The organism is Akkermansia sp. GGCC_0220 (assembly GCF_017566105.1).
GTDB classification, from domain to species: domain Bacteria; phylum Verrucomicrobiota; class Verrucomicrobiia; order Verrucomicrobiales; family Akkermansiaceae; genus Akkermansia; species Akkermansia massiliensis.
The window spans coordinates 1-20,870 of sequence record NZ_JABFCI010000014.1 but is presented as its reverse complement, the minus strand read 5'-3'; the positions used below and the strand labels follow the sequence as shown (position 1 = coordinate 20,870).

Below are 20,870 nucleotides of genomic sequence, written 5' to 3'. Positions count from 1 at the left end.
TAGGCAAGCCAAGTAGCCGTAATGCAGTACGTTTCCGCAGTTTCATTTCTTGCCGCATATGGCATAATAATCCCCGTGGCAGATCGTGAGAAACCATCTCTGAAGGAACTCTGGAGGCAAACTCCGCATAAACCCGGCGTTTACATCATGAAAGACGCCCTGGGGAATACCATTTACGTGGGCAAGGCCAAGGACCTCCACCGCCGCCTGGGCAACTACTTTTCCCCCACGGGGGCCACCCTGTCCAACCACAAGACAAGGGCGCTCATCAATGCCATTGCGTCATTCGACTACTTTGAAACCAGGAACGACCAGGAGGCTTTTCTGCTGGAAAGCAAGCTCATCAAGCAGTACCGCCCGCATTACAACATCCAGATGAAGGATGACAAGCGCTATCCCCTGCTGAAGATTCCCAAGGGGGAAAAACTGCCGCGCTTCCAGCTGGCGCGGGTGCGCAAGGACGACGGAGCGCGCTACTTCGGCCCCTTTGTCCACTCCCAGGCGCTTTACGCCACGCAGGAATGGCTGAACCGGCATTTCCGGCTGCGGACCTGCAAGGCCAAAAATCCGGGTCTCCACGAGTTCAAGCACTGCCATGCGGACGTGATACGCAACTGCTCCGCCCCGTGCATCGGGCGCATTTCCGTGAGCGACTATAACCGGAACTTCGACCAGGCGGCGCGCCTGCTGGAGGGAACCGGCAAAAAAAGCACTCTGGACGAGCTCACCCGGGAAATGATGCAGGCCTCCGACGAGCTGGACTTCGAGCGCGCAGCGTACCTGCGGGACATCCGGGACAACCTGGTCAAGGTTCTGGAGCCCGCGCGGCGGTTCCAGAAGGGAACGCCCAACCTGCCCGGCACCGTGCGCCCGGAAGAAGACATGAAGGAACTGGGGCTGGCCCTGGGCCTGGAAGAGCCTCCAGCCATCATGGAATGTTTTGACATTTCCAACGTCTCCTCCAACCACATCGTGGCCTCCATGGTGCGCTTCACCAACGGCAAACCGGACAACAAGGCCTACCGCCGCTACCGCATCCGCACAGTGGACGGGCAGAACGACTTCGCCTCCATGTCTGAAGTAATCCGGAGGCGCTACTCCCGCATTCTGGCGGAGAGCGACGCCGTGGCCTCACGGCCCGCGGACATGACCCTGTACCGGTGGCTCAAGAAGCTCAGCGGAGAAGGAAAAGCCCCCATCAAGGTTCCGGACCTGGTGGTGGTGGACGGCGGCAAGGGCCAGCTCTCCTCCGCCCTGGCCGATCTGGAAGCCATCGGTCTGGGTGACATGCCTATCGTCGGCCTCGCCAAGCAGCGGGAGGAAATCTTCTTCCCCCACCAGCCACAGCCCCTCTGCCTGCCGCACAGCACGGGAGCCCTCAAGCTCATGCAGCGCATCCGCGACGAAGCCCACCGCTTCGCCAACGGCTATAACGAACTGCTTTACCGGAAGCGCATGCGGGAAAGCGCCCTGGACGACGCCCCAGGCATGAGCGCGGCAAAAAAAAGCATGCTGCTGGAAAAATTCAAGTCCGTGGCCGCCATCAAAAGGGCGGACCCGGCTTCCATCGCCGCCATCCGCGGCATTTCGGAAACCTGGGCCCGCAACCTGCTGAACTACCTCAATTCATCCTCCAACTCCTGACTTTTCATGCAATTCCTGATTCTGGCCGCAGGCAAGCCGGCCCTGGGCTATGCCCGGGAAGGCGTGGAACTCTACCTCAACCGCCTCAAGCCTTTCGGCAAGACGGAACTCAAACTCGTCAAAGACGGAAGCTCCAAAGACGTTTCAGAACGCCTGCTGGCCGCCAGCGAGGGCTGCCTGCGCATCGCCATGGACGAACGCGGAGAACTCTGGACCACGGAGAAGCTGGTCAAACTGGCGCGGGACTGGCAGATGCGTTCCGTGCGCCGCATCGCGTTCCTCATCGGGGCCTCGGACGGCCACACGGAAGAACTGCGTTCCCGGTGCGGCCATATCCTGGCCCTGAGCAAATTCACCCTCCAGCATGAGCTGGCGCTCGTCGTCCTGCTGGAACAGCTTTACCGCTGCCATACCATTCTGGCGGGAACGCCGTACCACCGGTAAACGGCTAAAGCTTTCCTTGCTGCCGCGGTGAGTCCATCAAGGCTTTCACCGTCACGGAAACGGTCGCGAGCACGGCCACACCCCATGCCATGGAGTCGCCCGCAATTCCCGTGGCAAACGCCGGAAAAGGATTGAACGCCACCGCAAGGGAACCAAACACCCAGCCCCAGCCGGGAAAGCCTTTCTTAAAGGCCACGTAAGCCAGATAGAAATACAAGGCCACGCCTGCAAATTGAAACAAAGGGAAAGCGGGACCGTATTCCACCTTCCTGAGGCCGGAGACATTCCCCGCCATGCGATGGGAATGTTTCAGAAAAGAGGCTATCACCAGAAAAAGCGGCGCAAGCAGTAAAGGAGCAATAGGGAAAACGCTTCTTTCCGTTTTTTCTTCTTCCGGAGAAGAATCCGGAATTCCGTCCTGCTGCCGACCTTCTTCCATAATAGCCAATCGTAACAGCAACCAGCTTCCCCTGCAACGAAAAAGGAGTACTCCGCAGGGAGCACTCCTTTTCCGAGAAAGAAATGGTAAAGCCAGTTCCTTCGCAACCAGCCAAGCTTAGCGCTTGGAGAACTGGTAACGCTTGCGGGCGCCGGGACGACCGGGCTTTTTACGTTCCTTCATGCGGGAATCACGGGTCAGAAGACCAAATTCACGCAACTGGGCGCGGGAAGCTTCATCAACCTGAACCAGAGCGCGGGCAATCGCCATGCGGATGGCGCCCACCTGGCCGTGAATGCCGCCGCCCTTGGTGACGACGTTCACGTCGAATTTGTTCATGGTGTTGGTAACCTGGAAGGGCTGGAGAACGGCGTTCTGCAACTGGACGGTGGGAAGATATTCTTCAAAACCGCGACGATTGATCGTGATGCGGCCGGCACCTTCAGTAAGCCAAGCGTGTGCAATGGCGGTCTTGCGGCGGCCGGTGGCGTTGTATGGGGTTGTCTGACTCATGTCTGGGGAAATCAATTAGAGAGTGATGGCAGTGGGCTGCTGGGCTTCATGAGGATGACCGGCGCCGGCATAAACCTTCAGCTTGGTCATTTGCTGACGGCCCAGGCGGGTGTGGGGCACCATGCCCTTGACGGCCAGTTCCAGAAGAAGTTCGGGGCGGCGGGCGCGGATTTTCCGCGGAGTGTCCACCTGCTTGCCGCCGACGTATCCGGAGAAACGGGTGTAAATCTTGGCGTTTTCCTTGTTGCCGGTCAGCACCACCTTGTCCGCGTTCACGATAATGACAAAGTCGCCACAATCAACGTGGGGGGTGAAAATTGTCTTGTTCTTGCCACGCAAAATGTTAGCCGCTTCAACGGCAACACGGCCGAGCACCTTGTCGGCAGCGTCTATAACATACCATTTGCGCTCTACTTCTTGCGGTTTGGCTGAGAAGGTCTTCATGGTTCAATTCTTCGTTCTCGTTTTTCGGCATCCTGCCGTAATCTTCCAATTCGGGGGCGCATTCCTAATGATTATTCGCGTAAATGTCAAATACTTTTTCTCTTTTACTCCCCTTTTGCGGCCTTTTTTCCGTCCCTTCCGCAGAATCGCGGCTTAATTGCGGCGTTTCCACATTCAGGACTTGCCCTCGTGGAAATATGGCCTATTATTCGCCTGCGCGAAAATTCGTACACGCGCGTTCATTTTAACCTTACAAGGAGAATCCTATCAGCCCGAATCCAAGACCCAGCAACCGCCCCAGCGGCGGTCAGAATTCCCGCCCCGGCCCCAGGCCGGCAGGCAGCAGCACAAGACCGGCCGGCAACGCCAGCCGTCCCGGACAGCCCCGGCCCGCCGGGAGTGGCACCGGCCCGGCACGCCCGGCCGGACAGTCCGCTGGCCCGGGAGGCGCCAGAACAGGCGGAGGACCACGCCCCGGAGGCGGGCCCAACCGGCCGCGCCCGCAGGGAGGCGGGGGCCGCCACACCAAGGGCAGGAGGCATTTCAGCAAATCGGCCCCCAAGGAAGAAAACTCCGAAAGCGAAATTGAAGTGGAAGGCACCATCTGCGCTGTGCTGGCGGGCACCATGTTCAAGGTGCGCCTGCCCAACGGGCACGAAGTGCTGGCCCACATTTCCGGCAAGATGCGCAAGCGCTTCATCAAAATCGTTGTGGGCGACAAGGTGCGCATGGAAATGTCCCCCTACGACATGACCAAGGCGCGCATCACGTTCCGCATCGGTTAACCGCCCCCGGATTCACTCCTTTTGCGAAAAACCTTCTCCGGCTTGCAGGAGAAGGTTTTTTAACGTACAGTGCACACTGACCCCATCAGCGCGCCATGAAAGTTTGCTCCACGGAAAATATGCAGATCGCGGAACGCGAGCTCATCATCAACGGAACTCCGGCCAGAACCCTCATGAAGCTGGCTTCCGCCGGCATTGCGGAAGCCGTCATGCAGTTCTTTCCCGTCCCCGGGTTATGCATAGCCTACGTGGGGAAAGGCAACAACGGCGGAGACGCCCTCACCGTCCTCAATATCCTGAAACAGCATGGCTGGGAAACAGGTTTCCGCGCCGCCTACCCGCGCGCGGAATGGGGGGAACTGCCCGTGCGGCAGCTCGCGGAAATATCTCCTCCGCCCCAGGAATACCAGGAAGCGCCGCTGCCCCGTACGGGCAAGCCCATGATTCTGCTGGACGGCCTGCTGGGCATTGGAGCAAAAGGGCTGCTCCGCAAGGAAATCTCCGCCCTCTGCGCGGAAATGAACTACCTGCGGGACCGCTGCGGAGCCGTGCGCACGGTGGCGATCGACCTTCCCACCGGAGTTGACCCGGATACGGGGATGCCCCAGGAAAATGCCGTAGAGGCGGATTTCACGATGTGCATAGGAGCGGTCAAGCAGGGGCTGCTGGATGACGACGCCACCCTGCATGCGGGGCGCCTGGCCTGCATCGACCTTCCCGGCCTCCATGTGCAGGCGCTTCCAGCCACGGAACTCATCACCTCCTCCCGGCTCACTAAATTCCTCTCTGCAAGACCCTATACGGACTATAAGAACAAACGCGGGCACATCGGCGTCATTGCCGGATCGGAAGGAATGCTGGGCGCTGCCAGGCTCTGCTGTGAAGCCGCCCTCCGGGCCGGAGCCGGACTGGTGACGCTCCACGTCCACCGGAACGTCTATTCCCTCATAGCGCCGTCCATGCCGCCGGAAATCATGGTCAAACCCGTGGACAGCTATGCGGACGTCTCCATCCGGACGTTCAGCGCCTTTCTCATTGGCCCCGGCATCGGCTCCGTATCGGAGGAAGACGCGGAAGCCATCCGCCTCATTCTGGAAACCGGCACTCCCACCGTCCTGGATGCGGACGGCCTTAATCTGGCCGCCGCCATGCAATGGAGCCTGGGAGAACATATTCTGGCGACACCCCACCATGGGGAAATCCGCCGTCTGCTGCCGGACGCGGACAACTGCGCCATCCGGGCGGACATCGCAGACTGCTTCCTGGCGGAGCATGAAGCGGCCCTGATTTACAAAGGGGCCCGCACCATCGTCACCCAGCGGGGAAAACCTCTCTTCTACAACATCACCGGAGGCCCCGGCATGGCTACCGCCGGCCAGGGAGACGTGCTGGCAGGCGTCTGCGGCGGATTCATGGCCCAGGGGGAATCCCTGCTGGTCTCCGCCGTTCTGGGAACCTATCTCTGCGGGCGAGCTTCTGAAATAGCCATCTCCGCCGGAGATTCCACCCAGCAGACACTGACGGCGGGAGACACGCTGCGCCATCTGCCCGCCGCCATTCTTTCCACCGCACGTCTCTGTTACTAAAATGGCCTACCGAAAACTCCAGGACCTTCCCTTCCAATCCCTGCCGCGGGAAAAGCTGCTCCGCCAGGGAAGGCACAGCCTCAGCAATGCGGAACTGCTCGCCATCTTCCTGCGGATGGGCATCAAGGGAAAAAACGTGCTGGACATGTCCTCGGACCTGATCCAGTCGGCAGGCTCTCTGGACGCCCTGGCCCACATGGAGGCCGCAGAAATAGCGGACATCTGCAAGGGAATAGGCATGGCGAAAGCGGCCACGCTGAGCGCCGCCTTTGAACTGGGGGCGCGGGCTCTCCGGGAAACGCTGGCCCGGCAACCCATCCAGACGCCGGAAGACGTCTATGACTACCTGGTAACAGCCATGCGCTGGAAGGACAAGGAGACGGTACTCGTCCTGCTGCTGGATACCAAAAGCCGTCTCATCAAACCCGTGGAAATTTCCAGCGGCACCCTGAACGAATCCATCGCCCATCCGCGCGACATTCTGCGTCCCGCCGTCATCCACAATGCCTACGGCTTCGTCCTGGCGCACAACCATCCCAGCGGGAACCCGGCTCCCAGCCGCCCGGACGACCTCCTGACCGAACGCGTGCGGGAATGCGCCAAGCTATTGGGCGTCCGGTTCCTGGACCACGTGATCATCGGAAAACCTACCGAAACTGTTCGCAGAAACTATTACAGCTATAACCACCCCAACGGAGACCGGCTCCGGGAAGCCGACAAGGGCCTCCCTCTCTATCATTAAACAACCGTTCCTGCGAATTTTCTTCCGGAACGACGCCTGATAAAAACAAAAAACCCGTCTTGCGACGGGCTTTCTCTTAAAAAAAACTGGCGGAGAGAGTGGGATTCGAACCCACGGTGGGTTTTAAAGCCCACGTTCGATTTCGAGTCGAGTGCCTTAGACCAGCTCAGCCATCTCTCCGCTTGGAAATCGGGAGCGTTTGTATCCGGTTTGCGGGATGCTGTAAAGAACAGAATCACCGCCAACCGTTATTTGAACGCCTTTAACGTCTTGGCGAAGCCAGCGGTCCCAGCGTAGCTTCCGCTTCAAATCTCTGGGTCTTGTTATGGGGAAGAGCGCTCTTTTCCGGGCCGGGGGGCGGCTGCGGAACACGCTCCCGTTCCTTCGGCTCCATCAGCCAGGAGCAGGAAGAGACCAGAAGAAGGGAGAAAGACGTAAGCAAAAGGGAGGCTGTGAATCGTTTCATCATTTCCTTTTAAAAAGTTGAACCCCACTATGCCGGAGGGCACAGCGGGGTTCAAGGAAAATACGCGGCAGAAACCTTATTTGGCGGACTGCAACGGACGCAGAAGCTGCACCATGTCGCCGGGCTGGATGCTCATGCCGGCGGGCACGCTGTCCTTGACGATGTCAGCCACCGTCTGGTTCTTTTCCAGGGAGGTCACCTTCAGTTTGCCGATGCTGCGGCCGTCACGGGTAACGAGCAGAACCGTATTCGGATCAATGTTGCTGCCCTGCCCGGCGCCAATCACCACAAAGCCCCACTGCGGGTCCACGGACAGAACGGGATATTCATCTCCATTCTTGGCGAGGGCGGCGCGGTATTCGGCCTGTTCCTTCTGGCGTCCGGCCAGCTCGGTAGCCTGCTCGGCACGCTTCTTGGCGGCCACTTCCGTAGCGCTCTTGATCTGGTCAATGTCTTCCTGAAGCTTCTTGTTGGAGGCTTCCATGGATTCCATTTTCGCCTGGATTTCCTGCACGCTGGAAACGCCGAAGTCGTTCAGCTTGGCCTTCAGTTCATCCATCTGCTTGTTGATCTTGGACAGGTCCGCATTCAGCTGGACTTCTTCTTCCTTCAGCTCCGTTTCCTTGGAGAGCTGTTCGTCACGCTGCTGGGTCACGGAGGCCTTGTTGGAGGTCAAGCTGAGGTTTTCCTCCGCAGCCAGACCGCGGTTCTTGATCATGTCATTGCGCAATCCCGTCCAATTCCGGATTTCCTTGTCCAGAACCTTGCGGTAGGTGATCATCTCCTTGAAGTCCTGATACTGGCCGTTGACGCCGAAGAGGCCGCTGAGACCGGAGAACCAGGCGCCCGCACCTGCTGCAAGAATCAATAAAACTACTAAGACAGTTTTCATTGTGTATGTATGTGAGAGTGTATGGTGTGTATTGAACCGGGAAAGGACTAGGGACGAACGGATACAACGACGTCTCCGGCTTCAACACGTTCGCCGGCGGTTACCGTGCTGGGGAGAATGGTGGCCGTGGAAACACGGGATTCAACAGCGCTTACGTCAAGTTCGGCAATTTTGTTGCCGTCCCTCATCACGGCCAGCTTGGAGCCGGGCACTACGCCCAGGTCGGCAGCACCGCCGTCAATCACAACTACATTGAAATCATTAATCACCTGGGAAACCCGCGTTTTCAGATTGGGCGGGGAAAGGTGCGCATCCTGGTCCGCCTTGAGCTGGCGAAGGGCCGCATTGTTCACGACAAGCTGTTCCGTTTCAGCAACGATGGCGTCATGCTTGCCCTGCTCCGCCTGCTTGACTACTTCCAGCTGCTTGGATTCTTCTTCCAGTCCCTTGATCTTGTCCGCAATGGCCTGGATACTTTCCATGTCCTTGCTCTTGGACTGAAGTTCCGCCAGGGCTGTTTGTTGCGCCTGGAGGTCCGTCTTCTTGGCCTCATTGGCGGCGGCCAGCTCCTGGTTCTTGGCTTCCAGCTCGTCCTTCTGCTTGGTCAGGGCGTTGATATCGTTCGTCAAAGCCTCATTCTTCACCAGGAAGTCGACATATTTTGTCTTTTCTTCCGTAAACTCGCCGCGAAGACCGTTCAGGTTCTTATAACGGGAGACGCATTCCTTACGCTCCTTGGTTAGAGCTTCCTCGTTATCAAGATAATACATGGCTCCGCCGAGAAGAGCAATGACCAAGGCTGCTATTGATACTTTGACCCACATAGGAAATAATAGAGATGAGAAGGTTCCTGTTACTTTTGTGAGATTGGCATGAACATTTTCAGATTTCAACATCAAAATGTCATCCTCACTGTTTTCTTGATATTTTTTTCAGGGAAGCTCCGTAACAGGATACCGCAAGAGTTCTCTTATCAACATTTTAAAACAATTACGCTCTATTTTCTTTTCAAACACGGACTCATCTTCTAGTCTTTCTGAACCGTGAGTTACCAGGTCTTTGCCAGAAAATACCGTCCTCTGACATTCGATGACGTCCTTGGACAGGATCATGTCGTCCAGACGTTGAAAAACGCCATTGAGCACAACCGCCTCGCCCACGCCTACCTTTTTGTAGGCCCCCGCGGAACGGGAAAAACATCTACCGCCAGAATTTTTGCAAAAGCCCTGAATTGCAGCGGCGGTCCCAGGGTGGACTTTGACCCGCACGAAGACATCTGCGAGGAAATAGCGGAAGGGCGCAGCCTGGACGTCCTGGAAATAGACGGCGCATCCAACCGCGGCATCGACCACATCCGTGACCTGAGGGACAACGTGCGATTCGCTCCCAGCAGGGGCAATTTCCGCATCGTCTATATAGATGAAGTGCACATGCTCACCAAGGAGTCCTTCAACGCCCTGCTGAAAACGCTGGAGGAGCCGCCCCCCCACGTCAAATTCATTTTTGCGACTACGGAACCCCACAAGATTCTGCCGACCATCCTGTCGCGCTGCCAGCGCTTCGACCTGCGCCCCATTCCCTCTGAAATCATTGCGGAACACCTGCTTCACATCGCCTCTGCGGAAGGAGTGAGCCTGAGCCGGGAAGCGGCCTTTGCCGTCGCCAAGGTGGCGGACGGAGGCATGCGGGACGCGCAATCCATGCTGGACCAGCTTGTTTCCTTCTGCGGAGACCACATTGAAGAACAGCAGGTGCTTCACATCTTCGGCATCACGTCCCGGGAAACCGTAGCCCATGCGCTGGCGCTGATTCTGAACAAGGAGCTCCCCTCCCTCCTGCACCTCCTGCATGAACAGGCGGAAGCTGGAAGAGACATGGGCCAGTTCCTCTCTGAAATCATCTCCGCCGTGCGTGAAATCCTGGTCTCCAAGGTGGACCCGGAGGCCAGCTTCGATTCCCTGCCGGAATCCTCCAAGGAGGAACTTTCCGAACTCGTCAAACGCACCCAGACGGACAAAATCCTGCGCCTGGTGGAAGTGCTGGCGGAAACGGAAGACAAGATGCGCTGGTCCACCAACAAAAGGCTGCATCTGGAAATGGGCCTGATCAAGGCCGTTCACGCTCTCGCGGAAGCCAGCATCAGCGATATTATCATGGCGCTGGAAGGCGCCCCCCTGGCATCCTCCGTCCCATCCTCCTCTCCGGCACCCGCTCCGCGCCAGGAACAAGAGATGCCCGCGCCCGCCGCCCCGGCCCCTGCGCCGGAGCCTCCGGCAAACGCCCAGCCGCCCGTTCCTGCGGAAAATCCGGAGCCCGCTCCGGAAGAACACCTGATGGACCCGGTTCCGGACTTTTCCCCGGCCAAACCATTCCCGGCTCCCGCGGTACAGGCGAGCGAACCTGCCAGTGCGCAACCAGCCCCGGCTCCCGCAGAAGAACCCAAACCGCAGCCCACTGATCCCGCGCCGGAACCTCCCGTAACTGCTGCAAAATCCCCCTCCCCCTCTCCCGCCATTCCGCAGGAAGAGCCTTCCTGTTCCGTGCCTGAACCGCGGCCGGAGCCCACTTCCGACACCCCGGAAGAGCCTCAACGTCCCGCCTCTGCCATCTCCGATGCCCCGGTGGCTCCTCTGGATTCTCCGGAACCCACTTTCATGGACCCTGAAGAAAACCTCCCGCCGGAAAGGCGCACCAGCAGCTTCTTTGACAACCTGTTCGACACGGCAAGCGCTCCTTCCCGCACCCCTGCTCCCATGGTAAAAGAGGAACCGGAAGCCCCTGCCCCGCAATCCGGAAGAACCATCACGGAGGAGGACTGGAAAGCGGCGCTGGAACGTGCCGCCGCCAACTTCCCCCTCCAGGCGGACTTTCTGGCCAACAGCGTTTTCTCCGGCCATGACGGCGCATTCGTCGCCATCTCCTTTCATCCCTCCGACCATCAGGGAATGGACAGCCTCGGATCCGGCCCCCTGCGGGCGGCCCTGGAAGCGGACCTTTCCCAACGCGGCGGAGTCCCCGTCACCATTTCCATCCGCCAGGATTCCTCCGTGCCGGAGCCGGTTCAGGAAGAACTGGCCCCGCTGCCGGCGCCTCCCCCCCCCGCGGCCTCCGCACCTTCTCCCAAACCCCAGGCGCCGCGGGAAAAACCCGCCGCAGCCGTTCAGGAACCCGCCCGGGAGAAAGATGAAGATAATTCCTACTATACGGACCCCCTGATTGACGCCGCCATGGAGATATTCCGCGCCCGCATCATTTCCCAATAAACAACATCAACCCATACTTCCAAATACGACAGCCATGAACATGATGAAAATGATGAAGCAGGTCCAGCAAATGCAGGCCGGACTTGCCGCCGCCCAGGAAAAGCTGGCCTCCCAGACCGTTGCCACGGAAGGCGCGGGCGGCAAGCTGAAAGTCACCGCCACCTGTGACGGAAACCTCACGGAGCTGGTGATTGATCCCTCCATCATCGACCCGTCCGATTCAGAATTCCTCCAGGACCTGCTCCTGCAAACCATTAATGCCGCCATAGCCAAGGGCAAGGAAACCGCGGCGGCGGAAATGAAAAAACTGACGGGCGGCATGGGCCTCCCTCCCGGCATGGGCCTTTAACCTACCACCACCGTGCATCGGCTCAGAAGACGCAAACATCTGGCGGAACCACTGCCAGCGTTATCCGGGGTCAACCACCTGGGAATAGCGCTGGGCGGCGTCTCTCTGTGCCTGTGGGTCATCGTCGTCACCATCTTCTGGACCGGTTCGGACACGATGGCCTTCATGACGTCACTGCCCACTTGGGCATGCTGCCTCATCTTCTCCTTCCCGGCGCTTATTGCATGGCTGGTCTTCGGTTCCCGGATAGGGCTGCTTGGCGTCATTATCTGGTTTGCGTACGGCATCGTCATTACGGACTTTCTTCCTCCCATTTCCAGAACGGGAATGGAGTATTACAAAATGCCGCCGGCTCCGGATGCCCGGCAAATCAGGGTTCTCACCCTGTACGGGGGTTGTGTGGAAAATCCGCCCATTGAACAAATCTCCAAACTCCGAGCAGACGTCATCTTCATCCAGGGATGCAGCAACCACAACCGGACACTCAAATTCGCCTACAGCATTTTCGGACGCACTTCCTACATCAAGCAGATAGGCAGCTGCGCCATCATCGTGCGGCACGGGCAGATTGGTCCGGCCCAAAGCATCACGGACACAGCCGGACTCATCGTGGACTGGATACCGGAAAATTCTTCCCTGGCGATACGGCTCATCAATATCAGCCTGGAGCCTTTTGAACACCGCTTTGACTTGTACTCCCCCGCCTGCTGGAAATACTTCCACACGCTCCGGTTCATTCACCGCAAACAGCTTCAATACCTGTTTGACACCCTGCGGGAGGTAGGAAGCCAGCACGGTGAACTGCCCATCATCCTGGCCGGAAACTTCAGCGCCGCGCCCCAATCCCCTATTTTCGCCAAGCTCAGCGCCGATTTTCAGGATTGCTTCAAACTGAAGGGAGCCGGATACGGAGCCACTCAACCCGTCAACTTCCCGCTGCTGCGCCTGGACCGTGTTTTCTGCACGCCGCCGCTCAAACCCGAGCGAGCCGCCACCGTGCTAATACCGGACACCGTCCGCCGCTCCATCCTGGCAGACATTGCCATGCCCTGATTCCCCTTTCCACACGGCCGCGCCATTCCGCTCCGGCAGAAGGAATTTCTCCATCCGCCTCCCCAAACGGAGGCGCTTTTACTTTACGGGGAAAGAATTTTCTCCGGAAACCTACAAGGTTTTCAGCGCACGGGAAATAGCCGGGAAAAGCTGCTTCTTGCGGCTGACCACATCGGCGGCGGAAAACAAGTTGGGGCCCAGCCGCTCGTATTCGATGTGCTCCAGCACCTCTTCATCCCCGACGGCCAGCAGCATGGAATCATGCGTGACAATGTCCGTGACCAACAGGCACGCCAGCTTCAATCCTTCCTCTTCCACCAGCTTCTGAAGCTCCTTCACCAGGTCATCCTGAACTTCCTTCAGGCCGAACATGCCTATTTCCTCAATCTGTGAAATGCTGATCTTGTGCCCGTACTCGGTAAAGGTTTTCCTGTCCGCCTGGACAATCGCGGAGGGCGCCGTTTTGGAACGCAGCAGGGAACCGGTGGCAAAAAATTCCTCCGTGAACTTCTTGGCGTCTATCCTGGCAATGCCGGTCAGCCATTCCAGCATTTCCCGGTCCGCCCGCGCCGTCGTGGGAGACGTCAGGTTCAGCGTATCTGAAAGAATCCCGGCGCACAGGCAAATCGCCACCGCCTGCGAAGGCTCCGCATCACGGTGGTAAAACCTGCGCGCCACCAGGGTGGAAGTGGAGCCCACGGGTTCATTCAGGAAGCGGATCGGGTCCCGTGTGGAAAGCTGGGTGCCCAGGCGGTGGTGGTCCATCACCTCCACAATTTCCGCTTCCTCCACTCCCTTCACGGCTTGTGAAAATTCATTATGGTCCACCAGGGCCACGCGCGTACGGGGCGGATCCACCAGATCCGTCTTGCTCAGCACGCCGATCATCTTGTTCGTCTTGATGCTCATCACGGGGAACAGCGCCTGCTTGCGCTTCACGGCGGCCTGCCTCAACTCGGGCAGCGGCATGTTCTCCGGGAAAACCGTGTAATCCTTGTGGACCTGTTCCCTCACCTTCCGGGAGCAGCGGATAAGCTGCCCCACGCTGGCCGTATCCCACGGGGTGCTTAAAATGCATGTACCCGTCGTCTGGGCCGTCTCAATAATATCCAGGGAAGGGAAAGCCCCGGACGTGGTCACCAGAGCGCGCACGCCGTGCTCCACGGCATACAGCTGCACATTCGGGCGGTCCCCGCAGATAACGATCAGATCGCGGACGATGCCCTTTCTCTTGTAATTGGCAAGCCTCGTCCGGACGCTCGGCTCGCTGGAAGCGCCCACCAGAAGAATATTCTGCGTTTCTTCCTCGCTCAGGGTCTCCCCGGTCAGGCATTTGCCGTCAATGGTGGTGGCAATGTTGCTCAGGCTGGAAAAAACGGAGCGCACATTCATCTCCGTCATGTTCAGGGGCATCAGCAGGCTCAGCAAATCAAAATAACGCAGCAGGCCGTAAAGATTGTGGTCCGCGTCAATCACCGGAATGGTTTGAAGGGAGTTCTCCGTCATCCGGCGGTACGCCGTCAGGAACGTGTCGTCCGGACTCACGCTGATCACGTCACGGCGGCAGATGGTTCCCGCGGTAGGCGTCACGTCATGAATCAGCACCGGTTCCGGCACCCCGGCTTTTTCCAGCACCCAGGATGTCCTCAGCGTCATCTCCCCGCATCTGGCGGCAACCGCGTCAGGTTCGCCATGGGTTCTTAAAAACTCCGCATTCCCTATGGCGGAACAAATGGCATCCGTATCCGGATTCTGGTGGCCGATCACGTAAATGGGCCTTTTCTCTATTTTCTCCGGAAGCATCTCTCTTATCTCCTGCGCAGGTTAATCTATATTCAACCTGACGGGCACCACCACCTTGGAAGCAATGGGCGCGCCGTCTTTTTCTGCCGGATAGAAAGTCCAATTCTCTTTCACCCAGCGCATGAAAAGACGGTCCAGTTCCGCATTTCCCGTTGATTGAAGGAGATTGACGGATGAAGGTTCGCCACGGGGATTCACCCCCACCACTACTTTCACCACGGCATTCACCTTCCCGACTCTAGAAGAATTGACGGAATTGGGCAAGGACGGAGCATGTTTATAACGCACCTTTTTATCAGGAGTCACGTTCTCATCCGGGCTAGGCTGCCCCGGCAGGGAAACCGCCGGAGTCTTCACGGGACGCCTGGGCTTTACCTCCCTCATGGAAATCCGCATGCTGGAAAGCTCCTCCGGCAAATACTCCGTGGGAGTCTCCTCCGGAAGAAAATCCTTCATGTCGGAACAATCCTCATTCTCCGGCAGCTTCATCGCAAGCAGGTCTTCATCCGCGGAAATTTCCGGAACGGGGCTGACCGTGGAAGGGGCCGCGACCGGCTCTACGGGCACGGGCTGAACTTCCGCCAGCTCCTGAAGAACCTCCTCGGAAGGAGGCACAAACTCCATTTCCACCTCCCCGTTCTGCACGGCGGGCAGCCACAGCTCCTGAAAATGAATGGCTACCAGCACGGCGCACAAAGCCACCTGAACGCCCACGGCCACCGCCACCGCAATCAGCATGGCGGACTTGGAAGTGGAACGGGGCGTGAATCTTACAATTCCGGGCTTTTCATCCATAAAAAACGGGCAGGGAGAAGGGCAGTGCCCGTTTAATATACCAGCGCCCTTCCCTTTGACAAGCGCCTGCACCGCCATAAGCAGCCCGTTATCATTTTGTTATCTGCCGGAAAAACGCATGGACATCAATAACCCAATGCCTCCCGGATGCTCTGGGCGAATCTGCCGGCCTTTTCCGCAAAGCCAAGCTCCGGATTCTGGTACATGATGCCGCGGGACACGTTAATCAGGGGGGGGGCCGCATGTCCGGAACCGCTCAGGCTGGAAAGATCGCCGCCCTGGGCTCCCAGGCCGGGAATCAGCAGGGGAGCGTCCGGAATGCGCTCCAGAATGGAGGAATCCGCATTGGTCAGTCCCACCACCATGCCTACGGAAGTCTTGCGCCCTTCCTGCATGGAACGGCGCACCATGTCCCCCACCAGTTCATAAACCCTGCGGCCGTCGGCCAGCTCCTGCCTCTCCACGTCCGCGGAACCGGGATTGGAAGTGACCGCCAGCAGATAAATGCCCTTCCCTTCATAATTCAGAAAAGGCTCCAGCGTATCATACCCCATGAAGGGGCTCAATGTGACGGCATCCACGCCCAGGCGTTCAAAATACGCCTGCGCATAATACTTCTGCGTCTCCCCGATGTCGCCGCGCTTGGCGTCCAGCACCACGGGCACATCCTCCGGCATATCCGGGAGCAACTCCTCCAGCATTTCCAGGCCGCGCAGGCCCATGGCCTCAAAATAGGCGATATTCGGCTTGAACGCCGCCGCATACGGAGCGGTTTCTTCCACGACCTTCCTCAACAGGGAAGGAACCGACTGCAAATCATCCATGACGGGGCGCGGGTCCAGCCCCACGCACAGGGCGGAACCGGTCTTTCTGATGCGGGCGGCAAGTTTATCCGTAAAAGATTGGCTCATGCCGTTCATTAAACCACGGGCTCCACGGGCAGGCAAGCCCCAAGCGGGGGGCGTTCCGGAGGAAAGGAAAAGGCAGATACGGCTTTTCCACCGCGCCCGCACATGCTATGTTCCGGCCCGTATGGCACCTACGGAATCCCAGTCTTCCCCCGCTCCTCTCTCCTGCCTGGAAAAGCCGCTGCCCCTGGACGGCTTCCAGGGCACGCCGGATGAAATCGAACAGCAATGGTATGACCGTGTCTACCTGGGCTCCGGAGACAGAATGAAGCAGCTTACCTGGAGAGCCGTCATCGTAGGAATGCTCCTCGGCTCCATCCTCTCCCTCACCAACCTGTACGCCAACCTTAAGATGGGATGGTCCTTCGGGGTGGCCCTGACGGCGGGCATCATCTCCTTTGCCCTGTGGAACGCCTTCGTGCGCCTGGGCATCTCCAAATCCCCCATGACCATTCTGGAAAACACGTGCATGCAGTCCGCCGCCAGCTCCGCGGGCTACTCCACGGGAGGCACGCTCACCTCCGCCGTGGCCGCCCTGCTCCTGCTGACGGGGCAGCACATGCCGCTGGGCGTCACCTTCGCCTGGATATTCTTCATTGCCGTGCTGGGCGTCACCATGGCCATTCCGATGAAGCGCCAGATGATCAACATTGAGCAAATCAGGTTCCCGGACAGCATCGCCACGGCGGAAACCCTCAAGGTGCTCTATTCAGAAGGCAAAAAGGCGGCTGGACAGGCCAAAGCGCTCCTTTACTCCGCCCTCTTCGCCTCCGCCAACGCCATCGCCATGGCGGCGGGAGGGGAACAATGGCTGGGCACCGCCCAGCAGCAAATCCTGGGCAACTGGTACCAGCGCACCATTTTCTTCAAATGGGACCTCATGTTCGTGGGCGCGGGCGCGCTGGTAGGCATGAAAACTTCCCTCAGCCTCTTCATCGGGGGCACGGTCTGCTGGGCTCTCTACGTACCGTGGCTGGAAAGCCAGGGACTGCTTCCCGCGGGAGCGGGCTACCGGGATAGCGTGGGCTGGACCTTGTGGGGAGGAACCGCCTGCATGGTCGTCGCCAGCATCGTGGCCTTCCTGTTCCAATGGAAAAGCATCGTCCGCTCCTTCTCCTCCCTGGGCGCCATGTTTTCCCTGACCAAAAGGCGCGAGCTGACGGACGTGGAAAAAATAGAAACGCCCATGAGCTGGTTCCTGGCAGGGCAGCTCGTCTCCCTGGCGGCCCTCGGCTACCTGGCCCATGTCACCTTTGACGTTCCGTACTGGATGAGCTGCATTGCGGTAATCATCTCCTTCTTCCTGGCGCTGGTCGTCTGCCGGATCACCGGGGAGGCCAACATCACGCCCACCGGAGCCATGGGGAAAGTCACGCAGCTCATCTTCGGCGGAATCGCGCCGGGACACGTGACGGCCAACCTGATGGCGGCCAACATCACCTCCGGAGCCTCCAGCTCCTCGGCGGACCTGCTCGTGGACCTCAAGGTGGGCTACCTGCTGGGAGCCAATCCCCGCAAGCAATTCATCGCCCAGTTTTCCGGAATCTTCCTGGGAACCCTCGTCTCCGTGCTGGCCTTCCGCTCCATGGTCCCAGACGTGGACGCGCTTCAGGCCTTCAATGCTCCTGGAGCCAGAACATGGGCGGCCACGGCGGAAGCGCTGGGCATGGGCTTCAGCCACCTGCACAGCATCAAGGTTCTCTCCATCATCGCGGGCGGCATCCTCGGCCTCATTCTGGTGCTTGTCCCCCGCTACCTTCCCGCCGCGGGAAAATGGCTCCCCACCCCCATCGGCTTCGGGCTGGCCTGGGCCATCCAGTGGAACGACTCCTTCCTCTTCTTTGCAGGGGCCGTGCTCGGCTGGGCCGCGGACCGCTTTTTCAAGGCCAAATCCAAGGAATATAAAATCCCCACCGCCTCCGGCATCATTGCCGGCGCGGCCCTGACGGGCATGGCCATCCTGATGTTCAGCATTTACCAGGCGGCACGCTAAATACCTTGACGGGCTCCGGATCTCCGGAAAAAAGCATATTCCAGAGATCCGGCCCAGGGCCGATGGCGCGTCAGCGGGCTTCCTTCTTCAACGTCATTTCACCCTTGGAATCCCCTTCGGAAACGCCGCTCACCTCCGCCTTCAAGGTATAGGAATCCAGGTTGGTGCGGTACTTCTTCAGATCAAGCCTGTAGGAATTATCCTTATTCTCCACCCCGGTCCAGCCTTCATGGGTATCTGCGGCCACTTCCCTGTCTCCCTCGTACAACTTGACGGAATGAATTTTCAGGGCGCTGGGACCGTTCTTCCACTGGAAGGTAGCGGTATATGTACCAGGCCCGGTCACCTGGTCCGTCACGTTGAACTGCAACGGGGATCCCTGTTGGAGGTCCCACGGCGTCCCCGCGGAATGCTTCTCTTCCGCGCTCAGGGCATCCAGCATTTCCCGGTGGGCATTCATCACGCGGTTGGCGACGGCCAGAGCATCTCCGGACGGCTTCGTGGAATACACCTTTCCATTTCCGGCAAAGGCCAGTTCCTCCCGGACCGTCTTATCCATGAAGGCGGCCTGGGCGGCGGCACGGTCCTTCTTTCCGGTCAGCACATCCAGCTGGGATTCAAAAAAATTCTTCCAGCGGGGCAGATAAAAATCGGCCACAAGCCCGGCCCACTGGCGGTTGGAATAATCATTCAACGCGCGGGGAGCCTGGTCAATCCACGTGGTAACAAGCATCTTGGCGGACTTGTTCATCAAGGCCTTCTCCTGCCGGGTGCTCCCCCAATCCAGCGCCTTCTTCTGCCAGGTTCCCAGCAGGAACTGGCTGTCCGTCGCCAGGAGGGCGTCCATATCCGAAACCAGGGACAGGAAAAGCTTCACCTGCTTCCTGTAGGCAGGTACGTCTCCGGCGTCAAAAGCGCTCCTGACCCGCTGGAGCTGGTAAAAAGCGGCGTCCGCGAGCGCCTGGCGGACGACATCCACCAAATCATAGCGGAAGGTCTCCTCCTTCACCAGGGACGGCTGGTCATTGGCCGCCTTCAAATAACCGCGGGCCGCTTTAACGATGTCGCCCAAATGGTAATACCTCTCTCCGCTGGACCACGTGGAGGCCTTGCGGACGTCCCAGGACGGACGGGCGCAGATGATGGACTCCGTACACCCCTCCTGCGAACGGGCGGGATTGTAAATGGAGGAAGACAGGATTTCCAAAGCCCGCACAACCGCTGCCGGAGCGGCGCCGTAACGCTGGCGCGCATACTTCCTGAGCCAGTCCCGGACGGGAATATCCTCCGCCGTCCATAAACGGTCGCTGAAGAGGGCGTAATGCAGGGGATTCGTTTCCAGCCCTTCGGACAAGGTGCCCATTCCCACCAGGCCCTTGTCCCTGTAGCCGGCCAAATCACTCCCCAGCCGGGACAGAAGGGGAACCCCTCCGTATAGTCCCGTATTGCCGCCGAAGTTGGCCAGCTCGCACCAGACCCAGGGAATGCCGTCAAAAGTCCTCAAATTCTTCCCGCCATCAGCCATGTCCTTGGTGAGCTGCAGCACAAAAGCATGCTTCGGGTCCGTACCGGCCAGCAGCTCGCGGGAAGGATTGCCTCCCCAGGCCTGGATCACCCAGGAAGAACCCGGTGAAGCCTTCTGCATGGCGCCCTGCACCGCCTGCGCCGCGCGCGTCACGTTAATGTCGCCCTTGCTGCCGCCTTCATGGAACAAATCCCCGCCGAACATCTTTCCGGAAATGCCGTATACCTTGCGGAGAGCCTTGTACCAGTCCGCGGCCAGCTTCGGAAAAGCCTCGCAAGTGGGGTCCACAACCCACGGCCTTTTGAAATTGACCCATTCCCCCTGCGGAATAAGCTTCAGCCCCTTCATCTGCACGTTCTCCGCAAAATCCGCAGGAACAAACCCCACATAACCCTGAAGGACGGGAGTCATGCCCAACTGCTCCATGCGGGACACGATGCGCCTACCCATCTGCGCCATCCTGTCAATCTGCTGCTGGGTCAGCGGTCCTCCGTGTCCTTCCAGGTTGCCCATATTCCACCAGGCGGCAAAAGCGGGATTGGGGATGAAGCGGAGAGCCTTTTCACGGGGGTATCCCAAGCCAATGAGGAAATCCTCCCAGGTCTTCTCCAGGCCTGCCGTCACCAGCGCGTGCGTAAACCCGCTCAGAGCCAGAAAATCAATCTCGCGCTGCCAGCGGTTCCAGTCCCAGAAAGCCGCCGTATAGGACAGCGTGCAGTAATTATACGCAAAAACGGTATTCCACGGGGACTCAATCGTGACAGGGGTGGACGGAGCAGGCAGGGGTGAGGGAAGCGTCAGGCGGTCTCCGTTCCATGAAAAATGCACCTTGGCAATATTTTTCAGATACCATCCGTACCCCGCTACCAGACGGCGCACGTCAGATGCTTCCACCCGGATGCCACCAGGAGCGCCAGAAATAGTAATCTTGTTGCCCATGGCCGGATTCAAGCGGAACGACACGGCGCCTTTTGCAGATGGAGTCACACGAGCCACCACGCTTTCAGCGGCCGCTACGGGAGACATTTCCGCGGCAGAGACGCAAACAAGCGGGGACATGACCGTTCCCAGAACCGAACCGACTGCAAAAGCATGTGAAAGCATAGCACCAACTATACATGCAAAATCCGCGGTGTCTTTCAAGGAGTAATGCAATGGCGGGAAAAGCTGGATAGCCCCCCTATTAATTTTCTACCGAAGAGCTTGGAGGAAGCAAAGGCGCGACG

The 20,870-nt window shown here is 58.9% G+C and carries 19 protein-coding genes and 1 tRNA gene; 9 read left to right on the top strand and 11 right to left on the bottom strand.

The features are described 5' to 3' along the window. Nucleotides 1-75 precede the first annotated feature (75 nt). Nucleotides 76-1,644 carry an excinuclease ABC subunit UvrC gene (locus tag HJW02_RS10020; protein WP_257228106.1) on the top strand — a complete coding sequence of 523 codons (1,569 nt, stop codon included), beginning with the start codon at nt 76-78 and terminating at the stop codon, nt 1,642-1,644. A 6-nt stretch (nt 1,645-1,650) separates the two neighbouring features. Then, complete coding sequence (locus HJW02_RS10015) at nt 1,651-2,088, top strand: 23S rRNA (pseudouridine(1915)-N(3))-methyltransferase RlmH (RefSeq protein ID WP_022396005.1); 438 nt, start codon at nt 1,651-1,653, stop codon at nt 2,086-2,088. 4 nt (nt 2,089-2,092) lie between these two features. Here HJW02_RS10015 and HJW02_RS10010 read toward each other — a convergent pair whose 3' ends face one another. The 3 genes from HJW02_RS10010 to rplM form a co-directional block, all read right to left on the bottom strand. Next, nucleotides 2,093-2,536 (bottom strand): hypothetical protein, encoded by a 444-nt coding sequence (locus HJW02_RS10010; protein WP_102733084.1) that lies wholly within the window; start codon nt 2,534-2,536, stop codon nt 2,093-2,095. Nucleotides 2,537-2,644: 108 nt separating this feature from the next. After that, entirely contained in the window at nt 2,645-3,040 is a 396-nt protein-coding gene (gene rpsI, locus HJW02_RS10005) for a 30S ribosomal protein S9 (RefSeq protein ID WP_022396003.1), read from the bottom strand. Nucleotides 3,041-3,055: 15 nt separating this feature from the next. Then, nucleotides 3,056-3,484, bottom strand: coding sequence for a 50S ribosomal protein L13 (gene rplM / locus HJW02_RS10000; protein WP_022396002.1), 429 nt, complete (start codon nt 3,482-3,484; stop codon nt 3,056-3,058). Between the two features lie 584 nt (nt 3,485-4,068). Between rplM and infA the strand changes: the two genes are divergently transcribed. From infA to radC, 3 genes are all read left to right on the top strand, one after another. Beyond that, the gene (gene infA / locus HJW02_RS09995) at nt 4,069-4,269 is read left to right on the top strand and encodes a translation initiation factor IF-1 (protein WP_031930865.1); all 201 of its coding nucleotides are present in this window, start codon (nt 4,069-4,071) and stop codon (nt 4,267-4,269) included. A 95-nt stretch (nt 4,270-4,364) separates the two neighbouring features. Next, nucleotides 4,365-5,855 (top strand): NAD(P)H-hydrate dehydratase, encoded by a 1,491-nt coding sequence (locus tag HJW02_RS09990; RefSeq protein ID WP_102722918.1) that lies wholly within the window; start codon nt 4,365-4,367, stop codon nt 5,853-5,855. Nucleotide 5,856: 1 nt separating this feature from the next. Then, nucleotides 5,857-6,597 carry a DNA repair protein RadC gene (radC, locus tag HJW02_RS09985; RefSeq protein ID WP_022395967.1) on the top strand — a complete coding sequence of 247 codons (741 nt, stop codon included), beginning with the start codon at nt 5,857-5,859 and terminating at the stop codon, nt 6,595-6,597. Nucleotides 6,598-6,684: 87 nt separating this feature from the next. Here radC and HJW02_RS09980 read toward each other — a convergent pair. The 4 genes from HJW02_RS09980 to HJW02_RS09965 form a co-directional block, all read right to left on the bottom strand. Next, a tRNA-Ser gene (locus HJW02_RS09980) sits at nt 6,685-6,777 on the bottom strand. A gap of 82 nt (nt 6,778-6,859) precedes the next feature. Then, a complete protein-coding gene (locus HJW02_RS09975) occupies nt 6,860-7,066 on the bottom strand; it encodes a hypothetical protein (RefSeq protein WP_146018184.1) in 207 nt (68 codons plus the stop codon). A 73-nt stretch (nt 7,067-7,139) separates the two neighbouring features. Then, nucleotides 7,140-7,955 carry a hypothetical protein gene (locus HJW02_RS09970; protein WP_022395968.1) on the bottom strand — a complete coding sequence of 272 codons (816 nt, stop codon included), beginning with the start codon at nt 7,953-7,955 and terminating at the stop codon, nt 7,140-7,142. Nucleotides 7,956-8,002: 47 nt separating this feature from the next. Beyond that, nucleotides 8,003-8,752, bottom strand: a complete 750-nt coding sequence (locus HJW02_RS09965; RefSeq protein WP_102722916.1) for a hypothetical protein — start codon at nt 8,750-8,752, stop codon at nt 8,003-8,005. Between the two features lie 246 nt (nt 8,753-8,998). Here HJW02_RS09965 and dnaX point away from each other — a divergent pair, with 246 nt between their 5' ends. Genes dnaX through HJW02_RS09950 form a run of 3 tightly spaced genes read left to right on the top strand, consistent with a single transcriptional unit; the run spans nt 8,999 to nt 12,620 of the window. Beyond that, a complete protein-coding gene (gene dnaX / locus HJW02_RS09960; protein WP_205597313.1) occupies nt 8,999-11,218 on the top strand; it encodes a DNA polymerase III subunit gamma/tau in 2,220 nt (739 codons plus the stop codon). A gap of 34 nt (nt 11,219-11,252) precedes the next feature. Then, on the top strand, nt 11,253-11,567 hold the full coding sequence (locus tag HJW02_RS09955; RefSeq protein WP_102722915.1) for a YbaB/EbfC family nucleoid-associated protein: 315 nt from the start codon (nt 11,253-11,255) through the stop codon (nt 11,565-11,567). 12 nt (nt 11,568-11,579) lie between these two features. Continuing rightward, entirely contained in the window at nt 11,580-12,620 is a 1,041-nt protein-coding gene (locus tag HJW02_RS09950; protein WP_022395972.1) for an endonuclease/exonuclease/phosphatase family protein, read from the top strand. 111 nt (nt 12,621-12,731) lie between these two features. On the opposite strand, the gene HJW02_RS09945 is transcribed toward HJW02_RS09950, so the two are convergent. From HJW02_RS09945 to pyrF, 3 genes are all read right to left on the bottom strand, one after another. Next, a complete protein-coding gene (locus HJW02_RS09945; RefSeq protein WP_102722913.1) occupies nt 12,732-14,423 on the bottom strand; it encodes a putative manganese-dependent inorganic diphosphatase in 1,692 nt (563 codons plus the stop codon). A gap of 21 nt (nt 14,424-14,444) precedes the next feature. Continuing rightward, nucleotides 14,445-15,218 (bottom strand): TonB family protein, encoded by a 774-nt coding sequence (locus tag HJW02_RS09940; RefSeq protein WP_022395974.1) that lies wholly within the window; start codon nt 15,216-15,218, stop codon nt 14,445-14,447. 125 nt (nt 15,219-15,343) lie between these two features. Next, complete coding sequence (gene pyrF / locus HJW02_RS09935; protein ID WP_240454291.1) at nt 15,344-16,129, bottom strand: orotidine-5'-phosphate decarboxylase; 786 nt, start codon at nt 16,127-16,129, stop codon at nt 15,344-15,346. A 121-nt stretch (nt 16,130-16,250) separates the two neighbouring features. Here pyrF and HJW02_RS09930 point away from each other — a divergent pair, with 121 nt between their 5' ends. Continuing rightward, on the top strand, nt 16,251-18,119 hold the full coding sequence (locus HJW02_RS09930) for an OPT family oligopeptide transporter (RefSeq protein ID WP_180970997.1): 1,869 nt from the start codon (nt 16,251-16,253) through the stop codon (nt 18,117-18,119). Nucleotides 18,120-18,189: 70 nt separating this feature from the next. On the opposite strand, the gene HJW02_RS09925 is transcribed toward HJW02_RS09930, so the two are convergent. Next, nucleotides 18,190-20,703 carry an alpha-N-acetylglucosaminidase gene (locus tag HJW02_RS09925; RefSeq protein ID WP_180970996.1) on the bottom strand — a complete coding sequence of 838 codons (2,514 nt, stop codon included), beginning with the start codon at nt 20,701-20,703 and terminating at the stop codon, nt 18,190-18,192. Nucleotides 20,704-20,870: the final 167 nt, after the last annotated feature.

What these genes read in the sequence shown, in the direction of transcription:
- HJW02_RS10015 (WP_022396005.1), top strand. Translation starts at nt 1,651, where the DNA reads ATGCAATTCCTGATTCTGGCCGCAGGCAAGCCGGCCCTGGGCTATGCC.
- rpsI (WP_022396003.1), bottom strand. Translation starts at nt 3,040, where the DNA reads ATGAGTCAGACAACCCCATACAACGCCACCGGCCGCCGCAAGACCGCC.
- rplM (WP_022396002.1), bottom strand. Translation starts at nt 3,484, where the DNA reads ATGAAGACCTTCTCAGCCAAACCGCAAGAAGTAGAGCGCAAATGGTAT.
- HJW02_RS09990 (WP_102722918.1), top strand. Translation starts at nt 4,365, where the DNA reads ATGAAAGTTTGCTCCACGGAAAATATGCAGATCGCGGAACGCGAGCTC.
- radC (WP_022395967.1), top strand. Translation starts at nt 5,857, where the DNA reads ATGGCCTACCGAAAACTCCAGGACCTTCCCTTCCAATCCCTGCCGCGG.
- HJW02_RS09975 (WP_146018184.1), bottom strand. Translation starts at nt 7,066, where the DNA reads ATGATGAAACGATTCACAGCCTCCCTTTTGCTTACGTCTTTCTCCCTT.
- HJW02_RS09970 (WP_022395968.1), bottom strand. Translation starts at nt 7,955, where the DNA reads ATGAAAACTGTCTTAGTAGTTTTATTGATTCTTGCAGCAGGTGCGGGC.
- HJW02_RS09955 (WP_102722915.1), top strand. Translation starts at nt 11,253, where the DNA reads ATGAACATGATGAAAATGATGAAGCAGGTCCAGCAAATGCAGGCCGGA.
- HJW02_RS09945 (WP_102722913.1), bottom strand. Translation starts at nt 14,423, where the DNA reads ATGCTTCCGGAGAAAATAGAGAAAAGGCCCATTTACGTGATCGGCCAC.
- HJW02_RS09940 (WP_022395974.1), bottom strand. Translation starts at nt 15,218, where the DNA reads ATGGATGAAAAGCCCGGAATTGTAAGATTCACGCCCCGTTCCACTTCC.
- pyrF (WP_240454291.1), bottom strand. Translation starts at nt 16,129, where the DNA reads ATGAGCCAATCTTTTACGGATAAACTTGCCGCCCGCATCAGAAAGACC.
- HJW02_RS09930 (WP_180970997.1), top strand. Translation starts at nt 16,251, where the DNA reads ATGGCACCTACGGAATCCCAGTCTTCCCCCGCTCCTCTCTCCTGCCTG.
- HJW02_RS09925 (WP_180970996.1), bottom strand. Translation starts at nt 20,703, where the DNA reads ATGTCCCCGCTTGTTTGCGTCTCTGCCGCGGAAATGTCTCCCGTAGCG.